The sequence below is a fragment of the Photobacterium angustum genome (assembly GCF_003026365.1).
Lineage (GTDB): Bacteria > Pseudomonadota > Gammaproteobacteria > Enterobacterales > Vibrionaceae > Photobacterium > Photobacterium angustum.
Window position 1 is genome coordinate 16,619 of sequence record NZ_PYOM01000024.1, and the last position, 25,390, is coordinate 42,008.

The 25,390-nt window shown below is 39.6% G+C and carries 21 protein-coding genes and 1 pseudogene; 2 read left to right on the forward strand and 20 right to left on the reverse strand.

Going from position 1 to position 25,390, the window contains the following annotated elements:
* The first annotated feature begins 418 nt into the window (after positions 1-418).
* Entirely contained in the window at positions 419-1,951 is a 1,533-nt protein-coding gene (locus CTN01_RS19855; protein WP_107342204.1) for a beta-N-acetylhexosaminidase, read from the forward strand.
* Between the two features lie 187 nt (positions 1,952-2,138).
* On the opposite strand, the pseudogene CTN01_RS19860 reads toward CTN01_RS19855, so the two are convergent.
* The 7 genes and pseudogenes from CTN01_RS19860 to CTN01_RS19890 form a co-directional block, all read right to left on the reverse strand.
* Positions 2,139-2,993 (reverse strand): annotated as a pseudogene (locus tag CTN01_RS19860) (hypothetical protein); the annotation flags it as partial.
* Positions 2,994-3,246: 253 nt separating this feature from the next.
* Positions 3,247-5,364: a hypothetical protein gene (locus CTN01_RS19865; RefSeq protein ID WP_045149252.1), complete on the reverse strand. Its 2,118-nt coding sequence runs from the start codon at positions 5,362-5,364 to the stop codon at positions 3,247-3,249.
* On the reverse strand, positions 5,364-6,938 hold the full coding sequence (locus tag CTN01_RS19870; protein WP_045149251.1) for a hypothetical protein: 1,575 nt from the start codon (positions 6,936-6,938) through the stop codon (positions 5,364-5,366). Before CTN01_RS19870 ends, CTN01_RS19865 begins: the two co-directional genes overlap by 1 nt.
* 137 nt (positions 6,939-7,075) lie before the next feature.
* Positions 7,076-7,885: an endonuclease I family protein gene (locus CTN01_RS19875; RefSeq protein WP_045149250.1), complete on the reverse strand. Its 810-nt coding sequence runs from the start codon at positions 7,883-7,885 to the stop codon at positions 7,076-7,078.
* Positions 7,886-8,140: 255 nt separating this feature from the next.
* A complete protein-coding gene (locus CTN01_RS19880; protein ID WP_045149249.1) occupies positions 8,141-9,391 on the reverse strand; it encodes an SGNH/GDSL hydrolase family protein in 1,251 nt (416 codons plus the stop codon).
* 121 nt (positions 9,392-9,512) lie between these two features.
* The gene (locus CTN01_RS19885; RefSeq protein WP_045149248.1) at positions 9,513-11,336 is read right to left on the reverse strand and encodes a M4 family metallopeptidase; all 1,824 of its coding nucleotides are present in this window, start codon (positions 11,334-11,336) and stop codon (positions 9,513-9,515) included.
* A gap of 389 nt (positions 11,337-11,725) precedes the next feature.
* Entirely contained in the window at positions 11,726-13,252 is a 1,527-nt protein-coding gene (locus CTN01_RS19890; RefSeq protein WP_211317085.1) for a methyl-accepting chemotaxis protein, read from the reverse strand.
* 464 nt (positions 13,253-13,716) lie between these two features.
* On the opposite strand from CTN01_RS19890, the gene tpx reads away from it, so the two are divergent.
* Positions 13,717-14,220: a thiol peroxidase gene (gene tpx, locus CTN01_RS19895; RefSeq protein ID WP_045149247.1), complete on the forward strand. Its 504-nt coding sequence runs from the start codon at positions 13,717-13,719 to the stop codon at positions 14,218-14,220.
* Between the two features lie 296 nt (positions 14,221-14,516).
* Here the strand turns inward: tpx and phnP are convergent, their stop codons facing one another.
* From phnP to phnC, 13 genes are all read right to left on the reverse strand, one after another.
* Positions 14,517-15,284 carry a phosphonate metabolism protein PhnP gene (phnP, locus tag CTN01_RS19900; protein WP_045149246.1) on the reverse strand — a complete coding sequence of 256 codons (768 nt, stop codon included), beginning with the start codon at positions 15,282-15,284 and terminating at the stop codon, positions 14,517-14,519.
* A 2-nt stretch (positions 15,285-15,286) separates the two neighbouring features.
* Positions 15,287-15,862, reverse strand: coding sequence for a ribose 1,5-bisphosphokinase (phnN, locus tag CTN01_RS19905; RefSeq protein ID WP_045149323.1), 576 nt, complete (start codon positions 15,860-15,862; stop codon positions 15,287-15,289).
* A 13-nt stretch (positions 15,863-15,875) separates the two neighbouring features.
* Positions 15,876-17,012, reverse strand: a complete 1,137-nt coding sequence (gene phnM / locus CTN01_RS19910; protein WP_045149245.1) for an alpha-D-ribose 1-methylphosphonate 5-triphosphate diphosphatase — start codon at positions 17,010-17,012, stop codon at positions 15,876-15,878.
* 13 nt (positions 17,013-17,025) lie between these two features.
* Positions 17,026-17,760, reverse strand: a complete 735-nt coding sequence (phnL, locus tag CTN01_RS19915) for a phosphonate C-P lyase system protein PhnL (protein ID WP_080896211.1) — start codon at positions 17,758-17,760, stop codon at positions 17,026-17,028.
* A 5-nt stretch (positions 17,761-17,765) separates the two neighbouring features.
* Entirely contained in the window at positions 17,766-18,590 is an 825-nt protein-coding gene (gene phnK / locus CTN01_RS19920) for a phosphonate C-P lyase system protein PhnK (RefSeq protein ID WP_045149244.1), read from the reverse strand.
* The gene (locus CTN01_RS19925; protein WP_208598942.1) at positions 18,590-19,468 is read right to left on the reverse strand and encodes an alpha-D-ribose 1-methylphosphonate 5-phosphate C-P-lyase PhnJ; all 879 of its coding nucleotides are present in this window, start codon (positions 19,466-19,468) and stop codon (positions 18,590-18,592) included. The genes phnK and CTN01_RS19925 overlap by 1 nt, the downstream gene beginning before the upstream one ends.
* Complete coding sequence (locus tag CTN01_RS19930) at positions 19,458-20,591, reverse strand: carbon-phosphorus lyase complex subunit (RefSeq protein WP_045149243.1); 1,134 nt, start codon at positions 20,589-20,591, stop codon at positions 19,458-19,460. Before CTN01_RS19930 ends, CTN01_RS19925 begins: the two co-directional genes overlap by 11 nt.
* Positions 20,576-21,193 carry a phosphonate C-P lyase system protein PhnH gene (gene phnH / locus CTN01_RS19935; RefSeq protein ID WP_045149242.1) on the reverse strand — a complete coding sequence of 206 codons (618 nt, stop codon included), beginning with the start codon at positions 21,191-21,193 and terminating at the stop codon, positions 20,576-20,578. The genes CTN01_RS19930 and phnH overlap by 16 nt, the downstream gene beginning before the upstream one ends.
* A complete protein-coding gene (gene phnG / locus CTN01_RS19940; protein WP_005363790.1) occupies positions 21,190-21,642 on the reverse strand; it encodes a phosphonate C-P lyase system protein PhnG in 453 nt (150 codons plus the stop codon). The genes phnH and phnG overlap by 4 nt, the downstream gene beginning before the upstream one ends.
* A complete protein-coding gene (gene phnF / locus CTN01_RS19945) occupies positions 21,643-22,338 on the reverse strand; it encodes a phosphonate metabolism transcriptional regulator PhnF (protein WP_045149239.1) in 696 nt (231 codons plus the stop codon).
* 52 nt (positions 22,339-22,390) lie between these two features.
* Positions 22,391-23,179: a phosphonate ABC transporter, permease protein PhnE gene (gene phnE, locus CTN01_RS19950; RefSeq protein ID WP_005363781.1), complete on the reverse strand. Its 789-nt coding sequence runs from the start codon at positions 23,177-23,179 to the stop codon at positions 22,391-22,393.
* A 68-nt stretch (positions 23,180-23,247) separates the two neighbouring features.
* The gene (phnD, locus tag CTN01_RS19955) at positions 23,248-24,243 is read right to left on the reverse strand and encodes a phosphonate ABC transporter substrate-binding protein (RefSeq protein WP_045149238.1); all 996 of its coding nucleotides are present in this window, start codon (positions 24,241-24,243) and stop codon (positions 23,248-23,250) included.
* A gap of 19 nt (positions 24,244-24,262) precedes the next feature.
* Positions 24,263-25,096: a phosphonate ABC transporter ATP-binding protein gene (gene phnC / locus CTN01_RS19960; RefSeq protein WP_045149237.1), complete on the reverse strand. Its 834-nt coding sequence runs from the start codon at positions 25,094-25,096 to the stop codon at positions 24,263-24,265.
* Between the last annotated feature and the right edge of the window lie 294 nt (positions 25,097-25,390).

Genomic DNA, 25,390 nt, shown 5'->3' on the forward strand with positions numbered 1-25,390 from the left:
ACAAGCTAAAACTAAAAGTATTTCTTTGCTACAAACGATATAAATTGACATACTTTTCGCCTATATTAAACATACACCTAAAATACAGCCATCTACTTTGGATAACTTTCTTATCTGTATTTTATGTATTATTACATTATTAATATTAACGAGTATTAACAGATAAAAATTATAAATAATTTTATTGTTTTAAATCAAAAAACATATAAAAAAAGAGTGACTCCCATTCCACCACAGTTATCTAATCCAATAAAAAACATTAAATATAATTTTTATTTATGATATTAAACTGAGTTTGATATTGGTTCAAAATTATCACAATTAATCTTATGATATATGTCATTGTGATCCTTATTCAAATTAATATATTCTTTATCCATTAGTCTTTAATAAGAAAATCACAAAAGGACTAATAATAATGCATCTTAGAAAAAAGATACTTTCACTTTCACTTTTTATGTCATTAGGAATATATACTAATCCACTACTTGCAGCAGATATATCTAGCTCATCATTAACCAATAATAAATGTAATAAGATAGAGTCACCAAAAGTTATACCTAGTTTCTCAACATGGCAATGTCATAAAGGCGTATTTAAGTTAACCCATAAGTCTAATATTGTTGTTGATGTTAAATACGCAAAAAAATTATTATCAACAAGTGAGGTTTTACAAAAAGATATACTTGACTTGTTTAGCAAATCACTAAATGTTGTTATTTCTGAAAAACCAAACAAAGGTGATATCTTTTTAACCATTTCAAAACAAGAAACATCACTCAGCAATGAAGGATATCAACTCGATATTGCTGATCACCTAACTATTAAGGCTTTACATGATAATGGTGTTTTATGGGGCACACGCTCATTACTTCAATTACTTCAATTAGATCCCGCCCATAGTCATATTCAACATGCATCTGTTACAGATAATCCTAAATGGGAGCATCGCGGTTTATTACTGGATGTTGGTAGAATGTACCTTCCCACCGATTTCTTAAAAAATATAATCAAACAGCTTTCATATTTTAAGATGAATGAATTACAACTTCATTTAAATGATAACGTTATTAAAATTGATGAAGATAACTGGTTAAATGCAGAGTCAGGATTTCGATTAGAAAGCACTTCCCATCCTGACATTACCTCACAACAACACTATACAAAAAAAGAATATATAGAACTGATCCAATTTGCTCAGTCTTATGGTGTGAAAATTATTAGTGAAATTGATGCCCCTGCTCACTCTTTGGCATTCACGCAAGCATATCCATCTCTTAGGTTAAAAGGTGAAGGTGTCAGCCCTGATCATTTAGATCTCGCCAACCCAGAAAGTATCCAGTTACTGGAAGACCTTTGGCAAGAATATGCACCGATCTTTACCGATGTGCACATCGGTACAGATGAATACCGACATGGAAATCCAGAAGATATAAAAAGTTTTGTAAATCACTTTGATAAGTTCCTTCATAAACTTGGAAAAAAAGAAGTACGAATGTGGGGTAGCCAAGCGAGCTATGGTGGGGCAAAAGGAGTTAAAAGAGATCTATTAGTCGATTTATGGTACCCAGGTTACTACGATCCTAAACAAGCCATTGATGATGGTTACGACATTATTAACAGCCAAGACGATATACTATATATGGTTCCTTTTGCTGGATATTATCAAGATTATCTCAATACCCGATGGCTCTATAACCATTGGACACCGAATGTCTTCACTGGAAAAGATGTCGCGCACTTTGATGTCAATAACCCTCATATCAAAGGCGGTATGATCAGTGTTTGGAACGATGCCTTTGCTGCAGGAACCTATTACGAACCAAGCGATATTCAAGATCGCGTTGAGCCTGCTTTAAAAACGGTTTCACAAAAGTTATGGGCAGCAAAAGCAACCACTACTTATGCTGAATTTAAGGACATGATGGAGGAACTTCACCCCGCTACTTAATCACTAAAAAGTAATACATGAATTAAAACACAATAAAAAAAGGTTGCTTAAATTAGCGACCTTTTTATATAAAACTTCGTTTCTTTACTTTTAAAGATATTTAATTTCTTTGCCAAGCCACAAAGCTTCATTTACTTTGATGTTTAACTATGATAATCCAATTCGTATACCTTGAGCATTGAGCCACTTTATTTAATTTATAACAATACATTTCCGCTATCCATTGATTCACGACTAATGGCTCTATCCAGCTACTGTATAACCGCAGACATTCCCACAAACTTTCATCTAACACGAAATAGCCAAATTCAGCTAACGCTTCTAGTTCAAGTACAAAGCAATCTGCTGTACGTACTTTTTCACGTTCCATCTGGAATAACGTCTTTTTTTTATCACCCTGATAAATAAAGGTTACAGGGCCATCTTGAATTGTTTTCAAACTATCTCGGATCGCTGTTTGGAGTGCTTTAGCTTCATCACCCGTAAACATCGCTCCAATAGATAAATCATCTGCACTAAGGTGTGTCAGTTTTTTCCAGCCTTGCTCTTTTACAAAGCCTAAACTTTTTTACTATCACTACTTTGTTGAATACCAAAGCTATCAATATTGATTAAGCGTTTAAATTGTCGTATCCAATAAAGTGCCACTAAGCCCAATGGCAATCGAACTTTATTATCTTCACGGCTGAGAACTGCACCGGGGTGTGCGTCAGCAATATGTAAAAGAGTACAAAGTAACGCAAGCTTGTACGTAGGCAGACTTAGCATCATTAACAATGATTTGCCTAATCTTGATCAGATCACCCGTACCATCATCAGGCAACTATATCACCACGGTTTGCCATTGCACGCTATTTCGACCTAATTTATCGTCATCACGCCCAGCCCCAGCACCAATATCATGCACTTTTAAGGCATCTTTCGATGAACTGGTAGGCCAATGCGCTTGCCAATTTTTATGTACTTGCTCAAAGGTTAACGACTGATATTGTTCACTCAGGCTTTGTGCATTTTGGTGATAAAAATCAATGGTTTTAGACATGATGATAGCTCTGAAAACAAGGTGAATTAATCATACTGTAAGTTATTGATATTCACGATTGAAATTTCAGTAATATTCTAATTTTGCTAAGGTTTTAATAATGTTTAGGCATTATTCTAAAGGCAACCTTTATCCGGTATCTAGATTGCAGAAGAAGTAGTGCTATTCTCTCTTCATCGAATAACACTAGACTTCCTTTTTATATCACTTCTTTGTTTAGAATATTTCAATCAGCTTATCAAGAATATGTAAATCATCCATTTGAAGTCGCTATTAATGATTCAATTTCAGTGATTTGAGACCATATATCTAACAACAACATATGTTCAAATGGTCGCCAACGGATCTCTGGCGATGATAAAACATGGCTAAGAGATTCATTGATTTCTATCCAGTATTGATCCCCTAAGTAGACCTCTTCAGGTACTGACTGAGTTAAGTAGTAGCTATGTGTCTCTCCTTGGTAAAGCGTCCAGTTAAACGAAGTATGTCGCTTATGCCAATATGGCAAAGCTTGAGCCCATAATTGGTTAGAATAATATAAGTAGGATTTATCCAAAAACGCGTTAAATAAGACGCCATGAGGTTGAGAAGGCCACACAGCCTGTTGCCACTGTAAAGGTAAAAAGTTAATCGATTGATGCTGACGCTGCTCATATTGAAATCGAAAAATAAAATCGCCTAGTTTCGCCCAAGCAACTTGGATATCCTCTTTAAACATGCGCGATTGAATAAGTCTAAATAAATGAGGCTTCGCCTGCTGTGCCGATAAATGCACAGGGATCTGCTCTAAAATCTCAACCAAGTCAGGCATATCACGTCTAATCACAACCAATGAGGGATTACCTTTGTATGGCAGTGCTGAAAACCCTATATCTTGCCTTTTTTGCCACTGTATCCAGAGATTAAGGTAAGGCTCATCAAGTTCATCATTTGTCCAACCATGACTGATTCGCTCCGAGATATAATGATGCATATCCTTAGTGAACAATGGCTCAGATAGCTGTTTTAGTAAAGGATCGGAAGACTCGTCAAAGAAGACTTCTTTACCGTCATAATACTGGCAAGTGTAAAGCCCGCAGATAAGATCACCTGCACCAACAAGAAAACGTCCTGTTTGCTGCTCTTCTTCAGTGGCTTCTCTTTGTAAGATTGATAACGCAAAATTATTAATCGCAATACGGCGCGCATGCTGGTAAAGATATTGCCGATAGAGGCCAATATTTTCATTATTCAAACTATCATCAATGAGCTTCTCAATACTGCTATTTTTGAGTTCAAGCAGTTTGCTACGCCACTGAACTATATGTGCCAGCGCATTGTCGACAATTTTCTGCTTGTGATCAAAAATCGTTTCACGAATTTGTTCTATGTGTCGATATTTACCAATACCATATAGGCTTCCAACATTGCCCATTAACATTTGGTAGCTACATTTCCTTAGCGCATGGCGAGTTTCGACAGACGAGATCCCCAAGCGTTCTACTTCAGATTTCAACGACTGCTTTTCATTAATACAAGCGAGATCACCAAACTTGTTAACCACGTGAGAAGGGCGATTGTATTGCTCAAACATGATGTTTACGTGGTCTATATCAATAGCAGACATTGTTCTGTTCAGTACTGTCTGCAATTCTAATACTTTGGCACTGTAGGTTGCATCGTAATGAAGTAATTGTATCGAAGCGAGCCTCTCCACTAACTCATTAACATGCAGCTTTAATTGCTGATGTTGTTGCTCAATAGCTTGCGCTGAAGCCGTGTTTATCCTTAATAAAATAGAATCTTGACCATAGCTATAGCGACCATTCTCTAGCCATTGATTAAAGCGCTTTTCAGGACTATCTAACGTTGAAAGGTAATCATAATAACCAATAGCAAAACCAATAAATGGGATAGGCTCTGCGGTTACACTCAGTCGATGTAGATCGCTGGCAGAATCATCCCACATAGTACGGGTTAATTTCTCAATCCAAGGCGCAAATAAGACAATATCAAACACCGCAGATAATGCACGTCCCCCATTTTTTGCGGCCTGCCATAATGCTTGACGCTCAAAGACATTCTCTAATTGAGACATTCTTTTGGCACTTAAAGGCAGATCTTCTTTATTATTCACAGCCTCCCAAAGCCCTTCCCAATGCTCAGGTACAAATGTTTGCTCTCTGATAGGAAGAATTAAACTTGGTATTTTATTTAATGCCGCAATTTCTTTAACATCATTAAGTTCACTTTTAAACTCTCTATCTAATCTTGAAAGCCAATCATGCTCTTCTTCTAGGGTATTTTCCCCTAACTTGCACATATTTGATGCCTGTACATTAAAGCAAATACAGAGACACCAAAATATTGTTAGGCATTTCATCTTCATTACAGGCTCCAACATTTTTTTGATTTAGGTAATGCGGAGTTAGCCACAAGTGTCACATTGTCTTGTTCTGCAAGCGCCGACCAACGTAAGCGATTTGGATAAAGCAAACTTTCAGAGGGAAGTATTGAGCGAGAAATACGGTTAACGACCAGCCTTTTTCCTCTAGCAGATATGTATTCAGATAACGCCAACGAAGAAAGATCATGGTGCGTAGAAAGAAGAATAATTTGATTAGCCTTGGCCACTATTTCTTGTCCTGTACCAATGAGCCCAGTAACATTCATTTCAATAACAGTTAACGCATATTGATTTTTTCTTATACTCACTAGCGCTTTTTCTAAAGTTGTTATGGTTAACCGCTGCTCAAATTCTGATAAGGAAGAAAATTCATCCCCCTTCAGTAAGACAACATGTTGCTCTGATTTAGCTGCCAACTCTAAAGCGCTTCGCAACACCTTATCTAATTTTGGAAAACCGTTTTTTATTTCTATAAGGCTCGTGCTTATCACCATCGGTGATTGAGGAGAGCGACTGAGCACATCACTAATGATTACGGTATTCAATCCTGAACGACTCAATGCCGCTGAACTTTGCCTTGCTTGTTTCAGCGTAATATTTGTAGGTGTTGAAGTGTAATTGATCATTGAACCGGGCCAATACATATCACGAGCATGAGCACCTAACTCCATTGATAAATGGTATTCAGAGACTGGCATCTCTGATTTTAAGAGTTGAATATTAGTTTTAACACGGCCGTATTCAGCTTTAGAGACACGATGGTTTTTAATCGCTTGTTCCCACACACTCATGATGCTTTGCCTTCTATCAATGGCAGCTTCTCGTGTTGTCGTAAGTGTTTTTAAACTCAAATTCCCTTTTTGATATGCAAGCCCTGTTGCCTCGATTTCACGTCGCATTAAGTTAAACTCAATCACCTCCCCTTCTGTGAACGCCTCACCTTGGTGATTCATACCAGCAATGGGAGCGCGATGACGAACCGGTTGTGTTCCAACAGGCAAACCACCGGTTAAATAATCACGGGCATGGATCAGTTCATGACCAAGTGCAATAGTAGGATCAATCGCAACATCAAGGCCTGGGAGCATTACTGTGTTTTCAATGTCAAAGTAAATTGCAGCAGGAACCCCAAGACCATTTGATTGATGCCCCATAAAACGCGATGACGTGATCAATGGTTCAGTAACAAACTGCTTTCCGCTCTGAGATGGCCTAATTACTACATGTATCTTCTCCATTGTCGCTGCATTTTGTCCAAGTGATTTAAATGCTAATGCTCGATCTCCTTGAGGTAAGGAAAGTGGTTGATAATGCGAAACTTGTTTGATGATCGCTTTCCCTGTTCGGGTATGCTTTAAATTTTCAAATAGCGTCGAAATACCGAGAAGAAATTCTTCCGAGTCTGTTTGAATATAAATTCCTTTTTCAACTTTAAATAAATAGCCTCCTTGATCAGCAACATCAATTATATTTTCACCATCAGGTGGGCCAAAATAGAGTGATGCCTGAGCGCAAGTAGCTAAGCAAAGTAAAACTATTACTGATAATATTTTCATAGTTATTTTTATAATAGAAGTAAGCGACTTCTTAGATGAGAGGTAACGAAAAGGGCAAAAGCACTCACTAGTGAACTATTACTCATTACAGCTCACTCTACAAATGAGTGCGATTTATACTCTTTGAAAAATGATGATTAAAATGAACATCGACTGGCGTAAATGGCGTTAACCCATTGAGGGTTATCGATAAAAGGGTTTCGATTACCCTGCCAGATTACTGCTTTTTCATGACGAAGCCTTTCCCATTCATCAACAGGATCTGCATTATGCCATTGCAGTAATGAACATAATTGACCAACCTTTGGCTCACCAGATTGAGTAGAGGTATCGTCCGCAATAAAAAGATCAGGCATATTCGCATCCAGTCCTTCATAACGCACTGCCATGTAGAAAATAGCCCGAGCAACGTCACCTTTCACCGCATCACGAGGTTCAAAGCTGTCATTATCTGTTTTATTAAATGGCGATTTTGTTAATGGTTTACCACCAAAATCAAAAGCTTTATTGGAGCGGATAGAATTAATCTGCACATCGGTAGGTTGTAAGTGATGGATGTCGGTATATCCCCACTGATTCTTTCGCTTAAAGCCTAATGATTTAGGCCACAAATGCTCGCGATTCCATGCGTCTTTGTTATTGTTTCCTGACGCAGTAAAGTCTTTTGATTGTGAACGACCACTATAAAAAAGAATCACATTATCCGGATTATTTGGATCTTCATTAGTGTCTTTAAGCGCAGACCAAACTTCATTGTAAGTTAACTGTTTTTGACCTCGTGAAGCGATAATCGAAAGCATATTTTTAAGTGCTTTTCCTTCCATCCCTTTCGCTTCAATATAATAGTCATCAATATAAGTATTATCAGCAAAGCTGCTAAAACTGATTGTCGCCGTAAAAAAACCAATCCAGATCTTAAAATATTTCTTTTTTTTATTTATTTTCATCATAACCTTTATATTAAAGCCAATTTTTACTTGCAAGCATACTTAACGTAAATTAACTAACACGCAACAATGAAGCCCAATAAATGTGACAAGGGAATGCTTTTATGGAATAAAAACGCATAAAAAAATAGACAAAAGAAATAATTTCTAATTATGAACCTTTTGGATTAAGCTGCAATAATTATCATTATGCAGCTTAAGTTGCCAGTGTCTTACTTAGCAATACTTCACGCGTAAAATAATCAGATTTTGATTTTAGTCGTTTGGAAAATTAAAGCTCTCTAGCTTCGTTTCAAGAATCTGATTGGCAATATATTTATGAATTGCAGTTGTTGGATGAGTGACTCCCCAAAAGACATATTTATCAGAGCCATGATAAGCACAATCATTGGTTAAATTATGACGATAAAGATAATCTTTCGCTGAACTGCGACTAATATTTAAACAAGCATCGTTGGCATTTTCAAAACCATACAATTGAGGTTGGGCGATGAGCTTCTCAAAAGTATTATATGCATCAAAAAGAACAACATTTAGCCCTTTTTCTTTGTAAATACGAGATTGCTCTGTAATAAATATATTAAAGGCTAAGATTTTAGCTCTAACAGTATTAATTTCATTTGGGGATGCATATTTAAATTGCGGTGCCTTTGTCGCATCAGGCAAAGTAAATAATAAAATGTTTTTAACGCCCGATTCGGTCAAACGAATCAGTGCACTACTCAAGTCTGCTTTTACATCTGCCACCTCACGACCATAATTCATAAAATCATTAAGACCAAATTCAAGTGTGATCAAACTATTTTCAGGATAATAGTTTTTTGCCATTTTCATATAGGTTAAGTAAGACGTGACCTGAGCATAAATACCAGTTAGGAGCAAATACTGGTTAGTTCCAGCTGCGCCACCCACCGCCCAATTATAAAGAGAGATGTCTTTTCCATTAGCTAGGTACTCTGTCCACACATAACCATTAGAAAAATGTCCTAAGAACCAAGAATTTCGATTTGGAAATACCCATTGAGAAGCATTATAAATATTTCCCGTGTCAGATAGGCTATCACCAAAAGCAATAATACGATTAATTACATGTTTATTAACGTCATCATTTGTCCAAATATCATGGTTATACGAATACCGATTATCAGAAGCATAAAAAAGAAAATCAGCAGTATCATGATTTACGCCTAATGTTTCTTTGCATCTATGTTTAATTTCTGACTGAGATATATTGGTGTAAAACATATTTTTCAACCTTCCCGCAGACCACCAATAACCATCAATAGTAAAGTAACCACCTTTCTCATCACGCGCCCACTCCCATGCTGTTGCGGGATCATCATGATTTTGTGCTGGCCGATACCAGCATTTTACATAAGTATAAGTTTGTCTATTTTGAACATTCGCAATATAGCTGACGCTCATCATTTCAGGTGTAACTGGAATATTATCTGCAAACGCTGGGGTTACTGCCATCAAGCTGGCTATCATTATCATTCTTGTCATAATTAAAAACTCACTTATGCCATTATCTGTTATTTATTAACGGATACTAGATAGGAAAATAAGCCAGCAGATAAGCTGGCTCATTGTGACTTTCTTACATGTTAAAATGAGGTTGATCTTATTAATCTAAACGAAGCGTCAGTTTGGTATAGCGAGTGTAACCATGAAGCAAGACGTAATATGTTACACCCGGTTGGGCATACAAGTGGCAAATCTCTTCATTCCCTGATCGGTTAGAGCGACAGTCAAAGGTTGAGGTTGTCGGCTTTCTATTAGCCCTTACATATAGATCGGCATCTCCCTTTCCACCAGCCAACGAAACCATAACAGTCGAAGCTTTATCAACATTAAAGACATAATAGGTTTTAGAGTTTTCGCTTCCACTTAAATCTTTAATTGGCTTCCACTTAATAAGAACATTGCCATTTGGAATAGGTGAACCGCAGCTAGCATCGACTCCCACCGAATTAAATGCGTTCACAACATCTTTAACGGTATAACCAAAATCTTCAGCTGCTTTGACAACACCACATGCACCTTCCTCAAAGGTACTGTTTGCCGTCCAATACAGTTGGTTTGCTAATGTAAATATTTCAAACCCTTTACGAACCCCCCAATTAGGTTTGTTGGCAAGTAAATAAAAGGCACGGTTAAACACACCACTTGAGAAATGTACATTCATACCATCATAGTATTGAGATGCATGATCGATAGAGCGACCATCTTTCGATGGTTGATCAAAATACCGTAACCCTCCTTCCGACTTGAAGATATCACTACCTACAATCCAATCTACTTTTCCGCGAAGATAATATTCAGCGGCTTCACCAGCAATATCAGAAAAAGCCTCGTTGATGCCACCAGACATATCTTTGTAAACAAGCCCTGAGTTTTGCTCTGTAAAACCATGACTAACTTCATGGGCACTTACGTTAATATCAACAAGTGGATAAAAGCGATCTTTACCATCTCCAAATGTCATTGAAGATCCATTCCAAAATGCATTCTCATACTCGGAGCCATAATGAACACGCATTGTTAATTGGAAATTTAATGGTGATGTATTCATCCAATCTTGATACATATTAAAAACGACATTACCAAAATAATGTGCATCGTTAAGCGGTGAAAAAGCACCGTTTACGTATCTAAAATCATTGAAGTTATCATTATCAATACAATTGTATTGATAAGCGATATTGCCTTCTGTCGCATTATTTAAATTAACGGTTTTAACTGCAGCATTTTCTAACGTACATATTGTTCCTTCTTTGTTGATAGGGAGACCGTCAAAATCAAGACCATAAATGTATTCAGAAGTTTTTATATTACCGCCAGGGCCCATTCCTGAGGCTTTAGTGTGATTCAATCCATCCCAGTGCTCTAAAATCCCCCCATTTATTGCATCAACAATATAAAACGGACGCTCAGGATGTTCGGAGGCGATAAAGAAATCAACGAGATAAACAATCTTTGCCGTTTGGTTATCATCAAGTTTTACCATTAACTTTGCGTTTTTGTTTTCAATATTATGATTGTTATTAGCAACGGACTGATGCGAAGTAATAGCAGCTAAAATTGCTTCTTCTTCATTTAATCTAGGCGTAATACTTGGTAAATCACGGTTGATCCCTTTCGCCATCAAACCGTAAACACCCGATGGTTTATTGTTAGAAAGAGTGGCCACAACAGAAGTATTAAAGACAGGCACACCTAAGTAGGTCTGTTGATACCGGACTTTAGTTTTCCCATTTGGTAAAACAACTTTATTTATTTCAGCAAAGCCCGTTTCTAACGGAGTAATACTCGTAGATTGTACTTTTAGACTCTGAGAAAGCACTTTATTATCATTAATCTTTACCATTTCTGCGGCATGTACCGAAAAACCAACAGATGTACCAAGAAGCGCTGCTATTTTGCAGCTTGTCTGACGTTGTAAGTTCATGTTTGGTTCCTGATGTTAATTAAATTATTACTTCCCAACGACTTTATAGGAAGCCTAAATATAGATATTCAAAAGCAATAATTTGCACATCAAGAGTGTCTGTAATTCAAATACCTTACAAGCATGCAAGCAAAATTAAACTCTTAACATATGTAATAAAAGCTTTACATTAATGTAACATTAGCCAGTCATCTCATTATTTTTTTATTTAGATTCAATTAGTTAAAAAAATTCTGAATATATAGATATGTTTTAATAAGTAAATGGTCACAATGACCTTTTTTTAAAGCTATTAATCATTCAAATAGAAAATATCTTTAAGGTATTAATCTACTAATTAATAAATATAAAAAAGGCGACTTAACGTCGCCTTTTTCCGAATATCATTATTATATTTTGAATGTCCCTACATGCTTATCAAGCGTTTGCGATAAGTCAGCAAGCTGCTGGCTGGATGCCTCTAATTGTTCACTGGCGGTCAAACCAAGTTTAACTAAGTGACTCACCGTATCCATATTCAAGTTTATCTCATTCGCCACTGTTGATTGCTGCTCAGTTGCTGTCGCCACTTGAGTATTCATATCTAAAATAGTGGTTACTTGCTGTGAAATAGATTCAAGTGCTTGTCGCGCATGCTCTGTTTCGGTTGCCCCTTCGTTAATCAGTGCCTTACTGTTACTCATTGAACCTACCGCGCTCTGGGCTTCTGTTTGTAACTGGTGGATCATGGCATCGATTTCATCTGTTGATTGGGCTGTTTTCGTTGCAAGATTACGTACTTCATCAGCAACAACAGCAAACCCTCGACCAGCATCACCTGCTCTTGCTGCTTCAATCGCGGCATTCAATGCCAGTAAATTGGTTTGCTCTGAAATCCCACGTATTACTTCAAGAATCGTACCTATAGATTGCGTATTATCCGCCAAGCTAACAATAATATTTGAAGTACTGTTCATCTCATTTTCTAGGTTAGAGATGGCCGTTGTTGTTCGTTGTAGCGTTTTATATCCTTCTTGGGTTTCATTTGTTGCCATACTTGCTGCATCTGCGGCGTTAGCGGCGTTGGACGCAATTTCATTAACCGTGGCAATCATTTCATTCATTGATGTCACAACGAGCAAGGTTTGTTCATTTTGCTCTTGTCCTCTCGCGAGTGCTTGCTGTGACTGTTCACGTAGTGCAATGGCAGAACCATTTAATTCCTCGCCAGAATTCACCACTTGGGAAATAATGCCATGTACTTTTTCAACAAATACATTAAATGCTGACGAGATCTGGGCAACTTCGTCATTACCTTTTATTGGTAAGCGCACCGTTAAATCACCATCACCTTGCGAGATATCATGCAATGCATCTTTAAGTACCGATAGTGGGCGCATTAATTTATTGAGCAGTAGAGATAGCACAATTAAACAAAGTACGAAGATCACAATCATCGAACCTAGCTGGTAAGTGATAATGCCATTGGTTGCTTGGCTTACTTCGGTAATGGGAATGCCAATATCAAATGTGCCGTAAAGCTGACCATTCACATAGATTGGCGCCATAATGTCGAACACCCATACCTTTTGTACGTCGGCATACCATTTTGAATATTGTTCTACACCTTTTGTCGCGCCGTCTACGGTATACGCATCATCATACTTTTTGTTTAGCTTTTGCTTATCGCTATGTGCAACGGCTGTAACATTACTATCAATAACAATCGCATAGCTAACATCAGATCGCTGTTTCAAATCATCAACTAATGCTTGAAGATCTTTTTTAGGGGTGGCGGAGTTTTTTAGAATATACCCTGCATTTTTGGCTAAGAATTCCGCCTGTACTTGAGATTTATCGAGGATGATATTGTCTATCTTTTGGCTAGATATAAAGTAGGTCGACGCCATACTCGCCATAACGGCAATGCCAAACATGGCACAAACGGCTAATAGGATTATTTTTTTCATTATTATTGTCTCAACGCAAGTTGTGAATCTCTATCAACAAAATTTGTAAATCTCATCATTGATAGCTCGAACTGAATATGTCATCTCGCAATACAAGATATAACCATTCAGTTACGTTATCTGTAAAAGTCGCAACAACTTTAACAAACTCGCTCAAACTTATGCTGTTATCACAATTTCAACAAAGAGCGACTTCTTATGTACTTACAACAAAGCAATTAAGTTACCATCACGTTTTATTTTTGAGTTAGGCGATTAAATAATCGTTCTTACCCATAATGTAAAAGTATCTGAAAAGAAAAATAAATAAGCCAGTGGTATGACCTTAGTTAAATATGCTATTAATCACTATTAATTTATTCCTTTGTGTATATAGTGTGTGAATAAAAAGTTGCACGTCATTTACGTGCTATATAAAAGGAAAGTAAAAAATGACTCAAGTAACATTCCAAGGCTCACCTGTTCAAGTTGCAGGTACATTCCCTGCTGTAGGTACTCAAGCACCAGCATTTACGCTTTGCGGCGCTGATCTGTCTGACATCACACTTGATTCAGTAAAAGGTAAAAAAGTTGTTTTAAATATCTTCCCAAGCATCGATACACCGGTTTGTGCACTTGGTGTGAAAGCATTTAATCAAAAAGCAGCAAACACAGAAAATACAGTTGTACTATGTATCTCTGCTGACTTGCCTTTCGCTACAGGTCGTTTCTGTGAAGCAGAAGGTATTGAGAACGTTCAAACTGCTTCTCTATTCCGTAGCCCAGAATTTGCAGAAGCATACGGCGTTAAACTAGCTGAAGGCGCACTTCGTGATTTAGCTACTCGTGCCGTTGTTGTACTAAACGAGGAAGGTCTTGTGATCCATTCTGAACTTGTAGCAGAGATTACTGATGAGCCTAACTACGACGCAGCAATCGCAGCGCTACAAAAATAAGATAAAAATTGAAGTGGCTCTTAAGGGGCCACTTTTTCCTAACAGCAACAATGTCATAGTGAGATAAACATCCAGCAAAAGCAGGCTTAATCATCATTTTGTAGCTCTTGAGTCGCTTATCTCTTTTTCGCAAATTCTGTATGCATGACATTCACGGTCAAAAGAGTCTCCCCTTATTTCTCTTCCATCTTAATATATTGTTCGAACTCTTCACTATATTGAGCAATAGTCTGACTAGATAATCATGAAACAAAAATCAATAATAAAAGCCATGCTATATTAAATTAATCAATAACTTAAATAAAATCCACTTTGTACCCATCACAACCAATAACTAACGAGCTAGGGACTTGGTTATCTTGCAGCCAACAATCTAATTCATGTCCTATATGGGTAATGATAAATTGCTTTGGTAGTAGGCGTTCATAAACATCAAAGGCTGTATCAATATCGCTATGATTACCTCGTTCTAATGCCGGTGGAAAAGAGCAATCTAGCACTAATGCATCAAGTTTATTTACTGACAATAAATACTGCTCAGTCTCAAGAGGTAAACCGTCGGTATCTGTTAAGTAAGCGACGGTATTTCCATCAAACTCAAACAAATACCCAAACGTAGGTTTGGAGTGTTGCATCGAGAGTGGTGTGATTTTCAATCCTTCGACATTAAAAGGTACTCCATGATGAAGATACGAACGAAAATCTAAACAGCCAGAATGTTTCAGTAGATCAGCGCAACCTAAAGGATCATTAGGGCACCAGACAGGAATTAATGCGCCATTACTCCAACGTAAATGGAACAAGCCTTGCACATGATCTACATGAAAATGAGTAAGCAAAAAGCCAATATATGAGCCAACTGAAAAACGCTTATGAAGATCCATGATACCTGCATCAATGAGCAAACGCTTTTTATTCTGCTCATCTCCCCACTCTATCATCGCCGAACAGGGTTTTCTTTCGAGATGATGATCATAGGTTGCAGCCTCACATGCAGAACAATGACAACCATATAGGGGAACACCACCAGCGGCACCTGTACCGAGTAATGTCAGTGATAACATAATTAACCCACTACGTTTTTTGATTGAGACTCGTACACGGCATATTTCATCTGAGCAAGAAACTGCTCTATACTGCTTTTTAGAGAGCCACTATTATCAACGACAATTGCACATGGTGGTCTTACAGCGTCATAAGCCACTGCGCGCTCCAAACGTTGCGTTATCTCTTCTTCACTTTCTCGCCCTCGAAGCTGTAACCGTTGCTCTAGGACTTCAGGGCTGACTGAAATCCACACCACTTGAAGTTGTTCACCAAAGCGCGCCTTGGCGGTTTCTAAATAAGCTCTGGAGCCATTAACCATGACATCCAATCCCTTATTGAGCCAATCATCCACTTCATTGCCAACGCCATATCGACAGCCGTTCGCCTGCCAGTGCATGACAAATAACCCACGATGAATGCGTAAATCAAATTCGGTGTCTAATAGCGCGATATGATTTTCGTTCCCCATAAATGCAGGTCGAGTAATATATCGATGTGCGATCATCAATCGCTCACTTAAACTTTCTCGAACCGCATTGATAAGAGAATCTTTGCCCGCCCCCGATGCACCTAAGACATAGAATAACCTAGCCAACACTGTTTCTCCTTTAGAAAACGCGATTGCCTTGTCGCCATACTTGTTGAATCACGGCTTGATTGGCTTTACGACCCACAAGCATTAAGTCAGCTCTCAACCCTTCTTTTACAGACCCTCTATCCGTCAAGTTGAGTGCAGCCGCTGGATGAGCCGTTGCTAGGCGCGTCGCTGATGCTAAATCAAGCGTGTTACGTTCATCGCTTGTTAACTTAAAAACAGCATCAAGCAAACTGCTAGGAAAATAATCAGACGACAGCACATCCAATACACCCAGCGTTGCTAATTCATGTGCAGCAATATTTCCTGAATGCGAGCCACCACGTACAACGTTTGGTGCTCCCATCATCACTTTTAATCCAAGCTCATGAGATCGTTGAGCGGCTTCAACCGTCGTAGGAAACTCAGCTAATACCATTCCTAGTGAATGTGATTCTTCAACGTGTACTGACGTTGCATCATCATGACTCGCTAAAGGTATGTGTTTTTCACGACACAATTTGGCTATCGCTTTTCGATTAGCACCTGACCACTGTAAAGACTGAGCTCGCTGGTATTGCTCAAACTCTGCCATTTGTTGATCACTTAGGTTGTATTTACCTTGGTAGTATTCATTGTATTTGTTGATATTGACAAACTGACGTTGGCCGGGAGAATGATCCATCAACGACACCATGTGGATCTGCTCTAAGTCGAGATATTTTTCTGCCAATTCCACTGTCGCTGAGTGCGGTAACTCACATCGTATATGCACAAAATGCTCGGCCCTATTTAACCCCAACTTTCCACTTTCAATAATGGTATCAATCATTTTGTCGAGATTTTCCTGTCGGTGTCCTCCATCACGTACATCACCAACCGCAATTGCATCTAAAACAGTCGTAATACCAGAGCCAATTAGCTGAGCATCATGCGCTGCCATTGCTGACAATGCAGGCCAATTTACTTTCGGTCTTGGGGTAAAGTATTTTTCTAAATTATCGGTATGAAGCTCAATAAGGCCCGGCATTAAGAAACTTTGATTTGCATTAATTGCTTCTGGTCGCTGGCTACTTGAGTCCGACATTGATCGAATCAAACCATCCTTGATTTCAATCGAACCATTAATAACTTCATTTTCTAATACCAGTTGTACATTGGTAATAATCATCATGACTTCCTTTCTAATGATCAATTTCACTCAATTGTGTCGTGGACATATCATAAATCTTATCCGCTACGCGTTTACGAACTGAGTCATCGTGAAAAATACCAACAATCGCGGCACCTCGATGCTTAGCTTCTGAAATGAGATCGACGACAACTTGGCAGTTTTTCTCGTCCAATGACGCGGTAGGTTCATCAAGTAATAGAATAGGCGATTCAACAATAAACCCTCGAGCGATATTAACGCGTTGCTGCTCTCCACCAGAAAACGTCGCTGGGGCAAGGTGCCAAAGTGCTTCAGGTACATTTAACCGACGAAGAAGGACTTGTGCTTTTTCACGCGCCTCATCTTTATCGACACCTAAATCAATCAAAGGCTGGCTGACCACATCTAATGCACTGATGCGAGGAATAACCCGTAAAAATTGACTCACCCAACCTACGGTATGCTTTCTTACCTCAAGAATCGATTTAGGTGTCGTATTGGCGAGATCTACCCAGTCATTATTATTTCGATTTTTACGAACAAGAATGTGCCCATCATCGACTAAATAATTGGCGTAGAGCGCTTTAAGAAGCGTACTTTTACCCGAGCCTGAATGCCCAAGTAACACCACACATTCACCGCTTTCCACCTGAAAACTGCTGTTATCAAGAACAGATATTCGCGAGCTACTTTGATTGTGTAATACGAACGTTTTGCTGATGTTTTCAACTCGAAGCATTACTTTGTCATTGTGAGTATTCATCATACTTCTTATCCTTGTAATACCGATGAAACGAGTAATTGCGTGTAAGGATGCTGTGGATCATCTAATACTTGATCTGTTAATCCAGTTTCAACAATGCGGCTTTCTTTCATCACGATTAATCGATGAGCAAGCAAACGAGCAACGGCAAGATCATGCGTTACAATGACGACAGACAACCCTAAGTCAACAACTAAATTTCTAATTAAATCAAGGAGTCGAGCTTGTACCGATACATCTAGTCCACCTGTTGGTTCATCCATAAATACCAACTTTGGATGAGTCACTAAATTTCGTGCTATTTGTAACCGTTGTTGCATACCGCCAGAGAACGTAATAGGCATATCATCAATTCGGTCTAAGGGGATTTCAACTTGCCCAAGCCAATCAATCGCTTGTGCTCTAATATCCCCGTAATGTCTGTTACCAACAGCCATTAAACGTTCGCCAATATTGCCACCAGCAGACACTCTAGAACGAAGACCGTCCATAGGATGCTGATGTACCACTCCCCACTCTGTGCGCAACAAACGACGACGTTCACTTTCAGACAAACCAAACAAGCTAACACTATGATTGGTGTCAATTTGATACTGAACATCGCCACTATCAGGTACTTCACGACCGGATAAAACGCGGAGTAAGGTACTTTTCCCCGAGCCAGATTCCCCAACGATCCCCAGTACTTCACCTGGCCAAAGTTCAAAATCGATCTCTTGGCAGCCTTTCTCAGCTTGATACAATTTCGTCAGCTGCGTCACTTTAAGCAGAGGTTGTAATTCCTCACAGGTTTGATTAACAACCGCCTCATTCCGACTATTTTCAACATCCATTAAAGACACAATGTCGTCTCCTTACTCTTTTGCAGCTCTTGTTGTTCACGGCAATAATCCGTATCAGAACAGACAAACATTCTCCCTCCTTGATCGTCGGTTACGACTTCGTCTAAGAAGCTATCCGTCGAGCCACAAATACTGCATGGTTCATCCCACTGCTGAATTTCAAAAGGGTAATCATCAAAATCGAGGCTATTCACATCGGTATAAGGCGGAATGGCATAAATCCGTTTTTCTCGGCCAGCCCCAAACAGTTGTAGAGCTGGCATTTGATGCATTTTAGGGTTATCGAATTTGGGGATAGGAGAAGGATCAGTAATATATCGACCATTCACTTCAACAGGGTAAGCGTAAGACGTTGAAATATGGCCATATCGTGCAATGTCTTCATACAGTTTTACATGCATCACACCATATTCTTCCAGTTCATGCATTTTCCGTGTTTCTGTTTCACGTGGCTCGATAAAACGTAATGGCTCAGGAATCGGAACTTGATATATCAATATCTGCCCTTCATTCAACGGTTTCTCAGGAATGCGATGACGTGTTTGAATTAAGCTCGCATCACTGGTTTTTTCGGTCGTTTTAACCGCTGCCACCTTTTTAAAAAACTGGCGAATAGAAACAGCATTGGTCGTATCGTCAGCGCCCTGATCAATCACTTTAAGCACATCTTGCTGTCCGATTATCGCCGCTGTGATTTGAATACCTCCCGTACCCCATCCATAAGGCATCGGCATTTCTCGGCCACCAAACGGCACTTGATAACCCGGGATCGCAATCGCTTTTAGCAGTGCTCGACGTATCATCCTTTTCGTCTGCTCATCTAAGTAGCCATAGTTGTAGCCACCGGTTTGGCTTGAATCAAACATCATGAAGGCCCTCTTTGATGATTTCACTATGTTGTTCGTCATACTCTTTTTGTAACTTTCGAATCAATTCAAGCTCAGATTGAAAATCAACATAGTGAGGAAGTTTCAAATGGCTAACAAAACCGGAGGCTTCAACATTATCGCCATGTGACAGAACAAATTCTTCGTCCTGAGCAGGACCTTGTGGCTCTTCATCGTACTCTTTATGTTGTAGTGAACGATCAACCAGTGCCATCGACATCGCTTTGCGTTCTGAAAAGCCAAAGCTAATTCCATACCCTCGGGTAAATTTGGCTTTGTCAGTCTTACTCCCTGTAAATGCGTTTATCATTTGACATTCTGTCAATTCGATATCGCCAATTTCGATAGTAAAGCCTAATTCTTCAGGAATAATTTCTAATGTCACTTGGCCTGAACGGATCTCACCTGCGAAAGGATGATTGCGTCCATAACCGCGTTGGGTCGAATACCCCAGCGCAAGTAAGAACCCTTCATCGCATCGTGATAATTGTTGTAATCTTGCACTTCGATTAGCAGGATAAGCAGGTGGGGTTACGGTTATATCTTCAGGTAATTCCCCGTTATCTGACTCTTGTACTGCCAGCTCTAGTTTCTCTAAAATCTGCAGGACTTGTGGGCTTAACTCTGGTGTTTCAGTGTTATTCAGTAGTTGTTCTCTATCATCACTTTCGCTACATATATGAGCCTGTTCACCACCTTCTGCCAGTAGCGTGAAATCAAGTAAACGGTGGGTATAATCGTAAGTAGGCCCCAGTATCTGCCCCCCTGGAAGATCTTTATAAGCCGCTGAAATTCGACGCTCAATACGCATACTTTCCGTTTGTAACGGCTCAGTAACAGCAAATCTTGGTAGTGTTGTTCGATAAGATCGAAGTAAAAATATCGCCTCAATTAAATCACCTCCGGCCTGTTTAATGGCAAGGGCTGCCAACTCCTTATCGTAAACACTGCCTTCTGTCATCACCCTGTCTGTTGCGCCAGCTAGCTGTTCAGCTATCTGAGTAACCTCAAGAGATTGTTGAGAGGTTGGACCGCGACGTTTTTGATCTTGAAGCCGATGCGCGGCGGCAATGGCTTTTTCTCCACCTTTTACAGCAACGTACATAGCGCATCCTCTTTATTATTTAATCGAACTTGCGTTGTTCTAGGTAGCGCCATAACTTGGCGACCACTTGTGAAAAAAAGATCCACGCCATGCGGAAATACTCCTCGCCCATTCAATACCGCTACAAGTAATTCGCTTGATAATCCATTGATATAAGCTGTGGTCTTTTCTTGAATGCCGGGGCCTGTCAGTGACAGCTCAACACCTGATTGTAACGAGTCCACTTCTATAATGAGGGAGGCACTTCTGTCTGGATAATTCTCTTCGCCTTTAGAAAAACCGTTTAACGTTGTTATTTCGTTACCTGCTAACAACCCGAAATCGGCGTGCTCTCTTATTTGTGTTAAAGAAGCAGCACAATGAAAACGGACATTCTCAATGAAAGACGGATCATTTAAATAGTGCGAAGACATAAATACTTGCGTCGAGTTATCCACCAGAGTAAGCATTAACTGTGTTGCGGCTTTACTAACACCACCAAAGCGAACATCACTTGGTAATTCAACCACGAGACCAGGTTTAGCCATTGCGTCCATTAATAAACGAAAGGTTTGCTGAGCGTCATGAACTGGACAATCAAATCCTTTTACTAGCTGGCTCATTCATCTTCTCCTCTAACCATGGTGAAAAAGTCCACCTTGCTTGCGGAAACCTGTTTAGCCCGAGACTGTTCTTGCTTCGCAATGTCGGCATTTAACGGGTTAATGAGCCGATGATGTAGATCGCTTTGCATCGATGTTTGCATTAGGGCATCAATCACAGCGGCTATCTCTGAGTGATATTTATCACGACCTGTAATGTAGCTATACCCTAGCTCTCCACTATCAAGTTGGATCACTGTTCGCGTCATCGTAACGTCACCGATATTAAACTGGCTCCCTGTTGAACCCATTCTTGCGCGAACTTGGGCAAGACCAATCTCAGGTTCTCGAACAAAGTGATAACTCGGCTCTAAGCCAAGTTGTTGCCAACCGTTAGCTAAGGCACGATGATCGCATCGAGCTAACACAGCCATCCACTTTTGTCGTTGCGTTCTTTGTTCCGTTTCCATTTAGTGCTCCAAAACAATTTCAACCAAATCCGATCGGGTATGTGAAGATGAAAACTCCACGATCCGATCAGTGCCCTTTAAGACATTGGTGGTTTTAAATGCCATAACTGGCGTTTTGCTAGGAAGTTGTAGTAGACGACAATCCGTTTTGGTGGGCATAACAGCTCTCAACCGCGTCGAACGTCTCGTCAGTTGAACATCTAGTTTGTCTCTCAAATAGTGATGAAGCGATCCCACTTCAAAATGTTTTACAGCAGGCCACCAGTTCACATCTGAGAGGTAGTGGTCAATCACACTTGCAGGTACACCATCAATTTTTCTTAATGTGGTGAGTTTAATAATCGGTGATTCAGGTAATACACCAAAGAGAGCAGCCACCTTGTCGTTTGCGCGAGTTAAACCTCGTTCGATCACTCGACTCGTGGGTAAACTGCCCTGCTCCAACAAATTATCAGTAAAATGCGCCCCAGCATGTAATGGGTACTCGAATGGTTGGCTAACAACCATATTGCCTCGCCCTTGTTGACGTTCGATAATCCCATTAAACACCAGCTCATCTATCGCTCGACGCACGGTATGACGATTTACATTAAACCGTTTCGCAAGTACTGATTCCGATGGTAAATAGTCACCAGCTTGAAAGTAGCGGCGAACATCCTCTTCTAAGTGTTTCGCAATATTCAAATACACTCTCATCGTCTATCTCTCAGCATCACGAATGACTTATCTAGACAAGTTATGAAAAATATTAAATAAACATTTTACGAATATGTTGTGAGGCAAAATCAATCAAACTCACAGTGACAATGACGATCAACATAATGCAAGCGGTCTGTTGGAACTGAAAACCTCTTATCGCTTCCCATAACAGAACCCCAATACCACCAGCCCCCACCATGCCAACCACAGTGGCCGAACGAACGTTCGACTCAAGCCGATATAAAGTAAAAGAGATCCAAAGCGGTAATACTTGAGGAAGAACGCCATATAAAATCTCTTCAATTTTATTGGCTCCTGTCGCACGAACGCCTTCTACTGGGCCAATATCAATCGCTTCGACAGCCTCAGAAAAGAGTTTTGCAAGTACCCCTGTGGTATGTACAAACAATGCAAGTACGCCAGCAAAAGGTCCTAACCCAACAGCAACGACAAATAGCATTGCAAATACCATTTCATTGATTGCTCGAGCAGAATCCATCAAGCGACGCATTGGCTGATATATCCACCAAGGGGCTATATTTTCTGAACACATCAATCCAAATGGGATAGAAATAACGACGGCTAATATCGTCCCCCACAATGCAATTTGTATCGTTATCAAGGTCTCTTCGAGGTAAAGTTTCCAGTAAGTAAAGTCTGGTGGGAAAAAGTCAGCCCCCAGCTCAATCATGTTTCCAGAATCTTTTATTAATTGAACTGGATTCATTTCTGCACCTTGCCAAGACCAAGCAAGAACAAACGCAACCAGTAACATGATTGCAAAGCGCTTCCATTGAGAAGTGGGACCCATTGAGATATTTTGAGTTGAACTGCTCATTGCATCTATCCATTAAATATTGTGTGGCAGCAAAGGGCTGGAAAATCGCGCCTCCAGCCCATGCGACGCTATTCCATTGCTTCAAGAGCACTCATTTGGCGGTTTAGAACAGCAAGCTTACTCTTTGCTGATTCTAATTTTGACGCTTGTTCTTTGGTTAAATTTGTTTGTTTATTTAAGCTATTAAGCTGTTTAAAGAGCGCTAGCTGGCGAATTGGTAGCAGCTGTAAATCACTCGATGGTTTAAAAGGAGCCCAACCGAGTTCTTTTAGAACGGCTAGCTCTTTCTCATCACCAGAGGTACCGTACTCCATGAAAAAACTGTAAATTTCATTTTTTGCTGAATCAGGGAGGTTTTTACGCCACACAATAGGATCGGATGGAATCAGTGGTGACTGCCAAATCACTTTAATATTGGCAAACTTTTCTGGATTGGTAAGCTCGAAACGGCGCATACTTTCCGTATTATTTGTCGCAACATCCACTTGCTGATTTGCAACAGCAAAGAGATTCACTTCATGACTAGAATTCAACGTGCGCTTAAACTCTGACGGTTGAATGTTATTCTTTGCAAAGACATAGTATGACGGTACAAGAAAACCTGATGTTGAATTTGGATCGCCATTACCAAACGCGAGCTTCGAACGCTGGGAAATCATATCTTCAACACTGTTAATTAGGCTGTCTTTATGGGTGATCAATAAACTCCAGTAACCAGGATTACCTTCGGAGTCTACCGTTTGCGCGAAAACCTCTCCCCCTGCTCGGTCAACCGCTTCCATCGCTGATTTATTACCAAACCAAGCGACATCAACTTTATCGAAACGCATACCTTGAATAATGCCCGCATAATCTGGCGCAAAATAGGCTTTCACTTCCATGCCCAGCTTATCACTCATATCTTTTAGGAACGGGTCCCACACTGTTTTGAGATTTTGCTGTGATTCAGTCGAAATAATACCGAAATTAAGCGATTCCAGTTTCTCTTCAGCAGAAACGGGGATTGCTGTTGCAGCTGTAAGTAGTCCAAGACTACAAACCATCGTCTTTAGTGCTCGTAACATCTTCAATATCCTTTGTGTGTTAACGTAGTAAAGGGGTGGAATGGTTTTCTATTGACGCTAGTGGTAGAGGTTCACTCTCATCAATATTGACTTTGGGTTGATAGCTATAGAGCTGTTCAAGCTCTTGTTGGCTGATGCTTGCGCTTTCACCTTGATAAAAGACTTTGCCTTCTTTTAATGCGATGACATGTTTACAATATTTAAGGGCATGTTCGACTTGGTGCAAAGTAACAACCACAGGAATACCTTCCCGCTGGTTAATGTCTGTCAGTAATTCCATCACAATACGAGAAGACTCTGGATCTAATGAAGCGATGGGCTCATCTGCGAAAATGATCTTCGCTTTTTGCATCAAGGCACGAGCGATTGCTACACGTTGTTGCTGACCACCAGAAAGAGTCGAAACACGTTGATGAGCAAAATCACTCATCCCAACTCGCTCTAAAGCAGCTAACGCTTGCTGTTTTTGCTCAACACTGAATCGACCACTTAAAGTACGCCACAACGGTGTATGACTCATGGCACCAATTAATACATTAGTTAGAACAGTGAGACGATTAACAAGATTGAATTGTTGAAAAATATACCCCGCTTGGGCGCGTCTTTGTCGAATATCTACTGTTGCACGACCATTCGCTTGGACCACTTCACCTAAAACACGGATCTCACTATTGTGATCTTTATCGCCATAAACTAAGCCACTTAAATGGCGCATTAATGTCGATTTACCTGATCCCGAAGGGCCTAGGAGCGCCGTCATTTCTTGATGCTGAATACTGAAACCGATCGCATCTAAAGCTTTTTTATTTCCAAACGTTTTTGTCAGAGCTTTGACTTCAATAATGTTATCCATGCTATTGAGCCCTAGTTAAATAATGCTCATAGCGTGGCAATTTTTTGTGTCGCTTTTATAAAAAAAACATGTCGGAGATATTGCAAAAAAAATGCATTCAAAAAAAGGTATAGCAGGTAGGATTCAAGCAGAATAAAGGATCAGAGAGATTATCTAGACGAGAGCGCTAACTTGTCTAGATAACGCCTTAATTAAAAGTTAATAAATGAATCAATAGAGCGGCGATACATGATAGAAAATTAAATAGTGATAGATGTTTAAAACGCTTTATAAATTGGAAATAGCCTTTATATG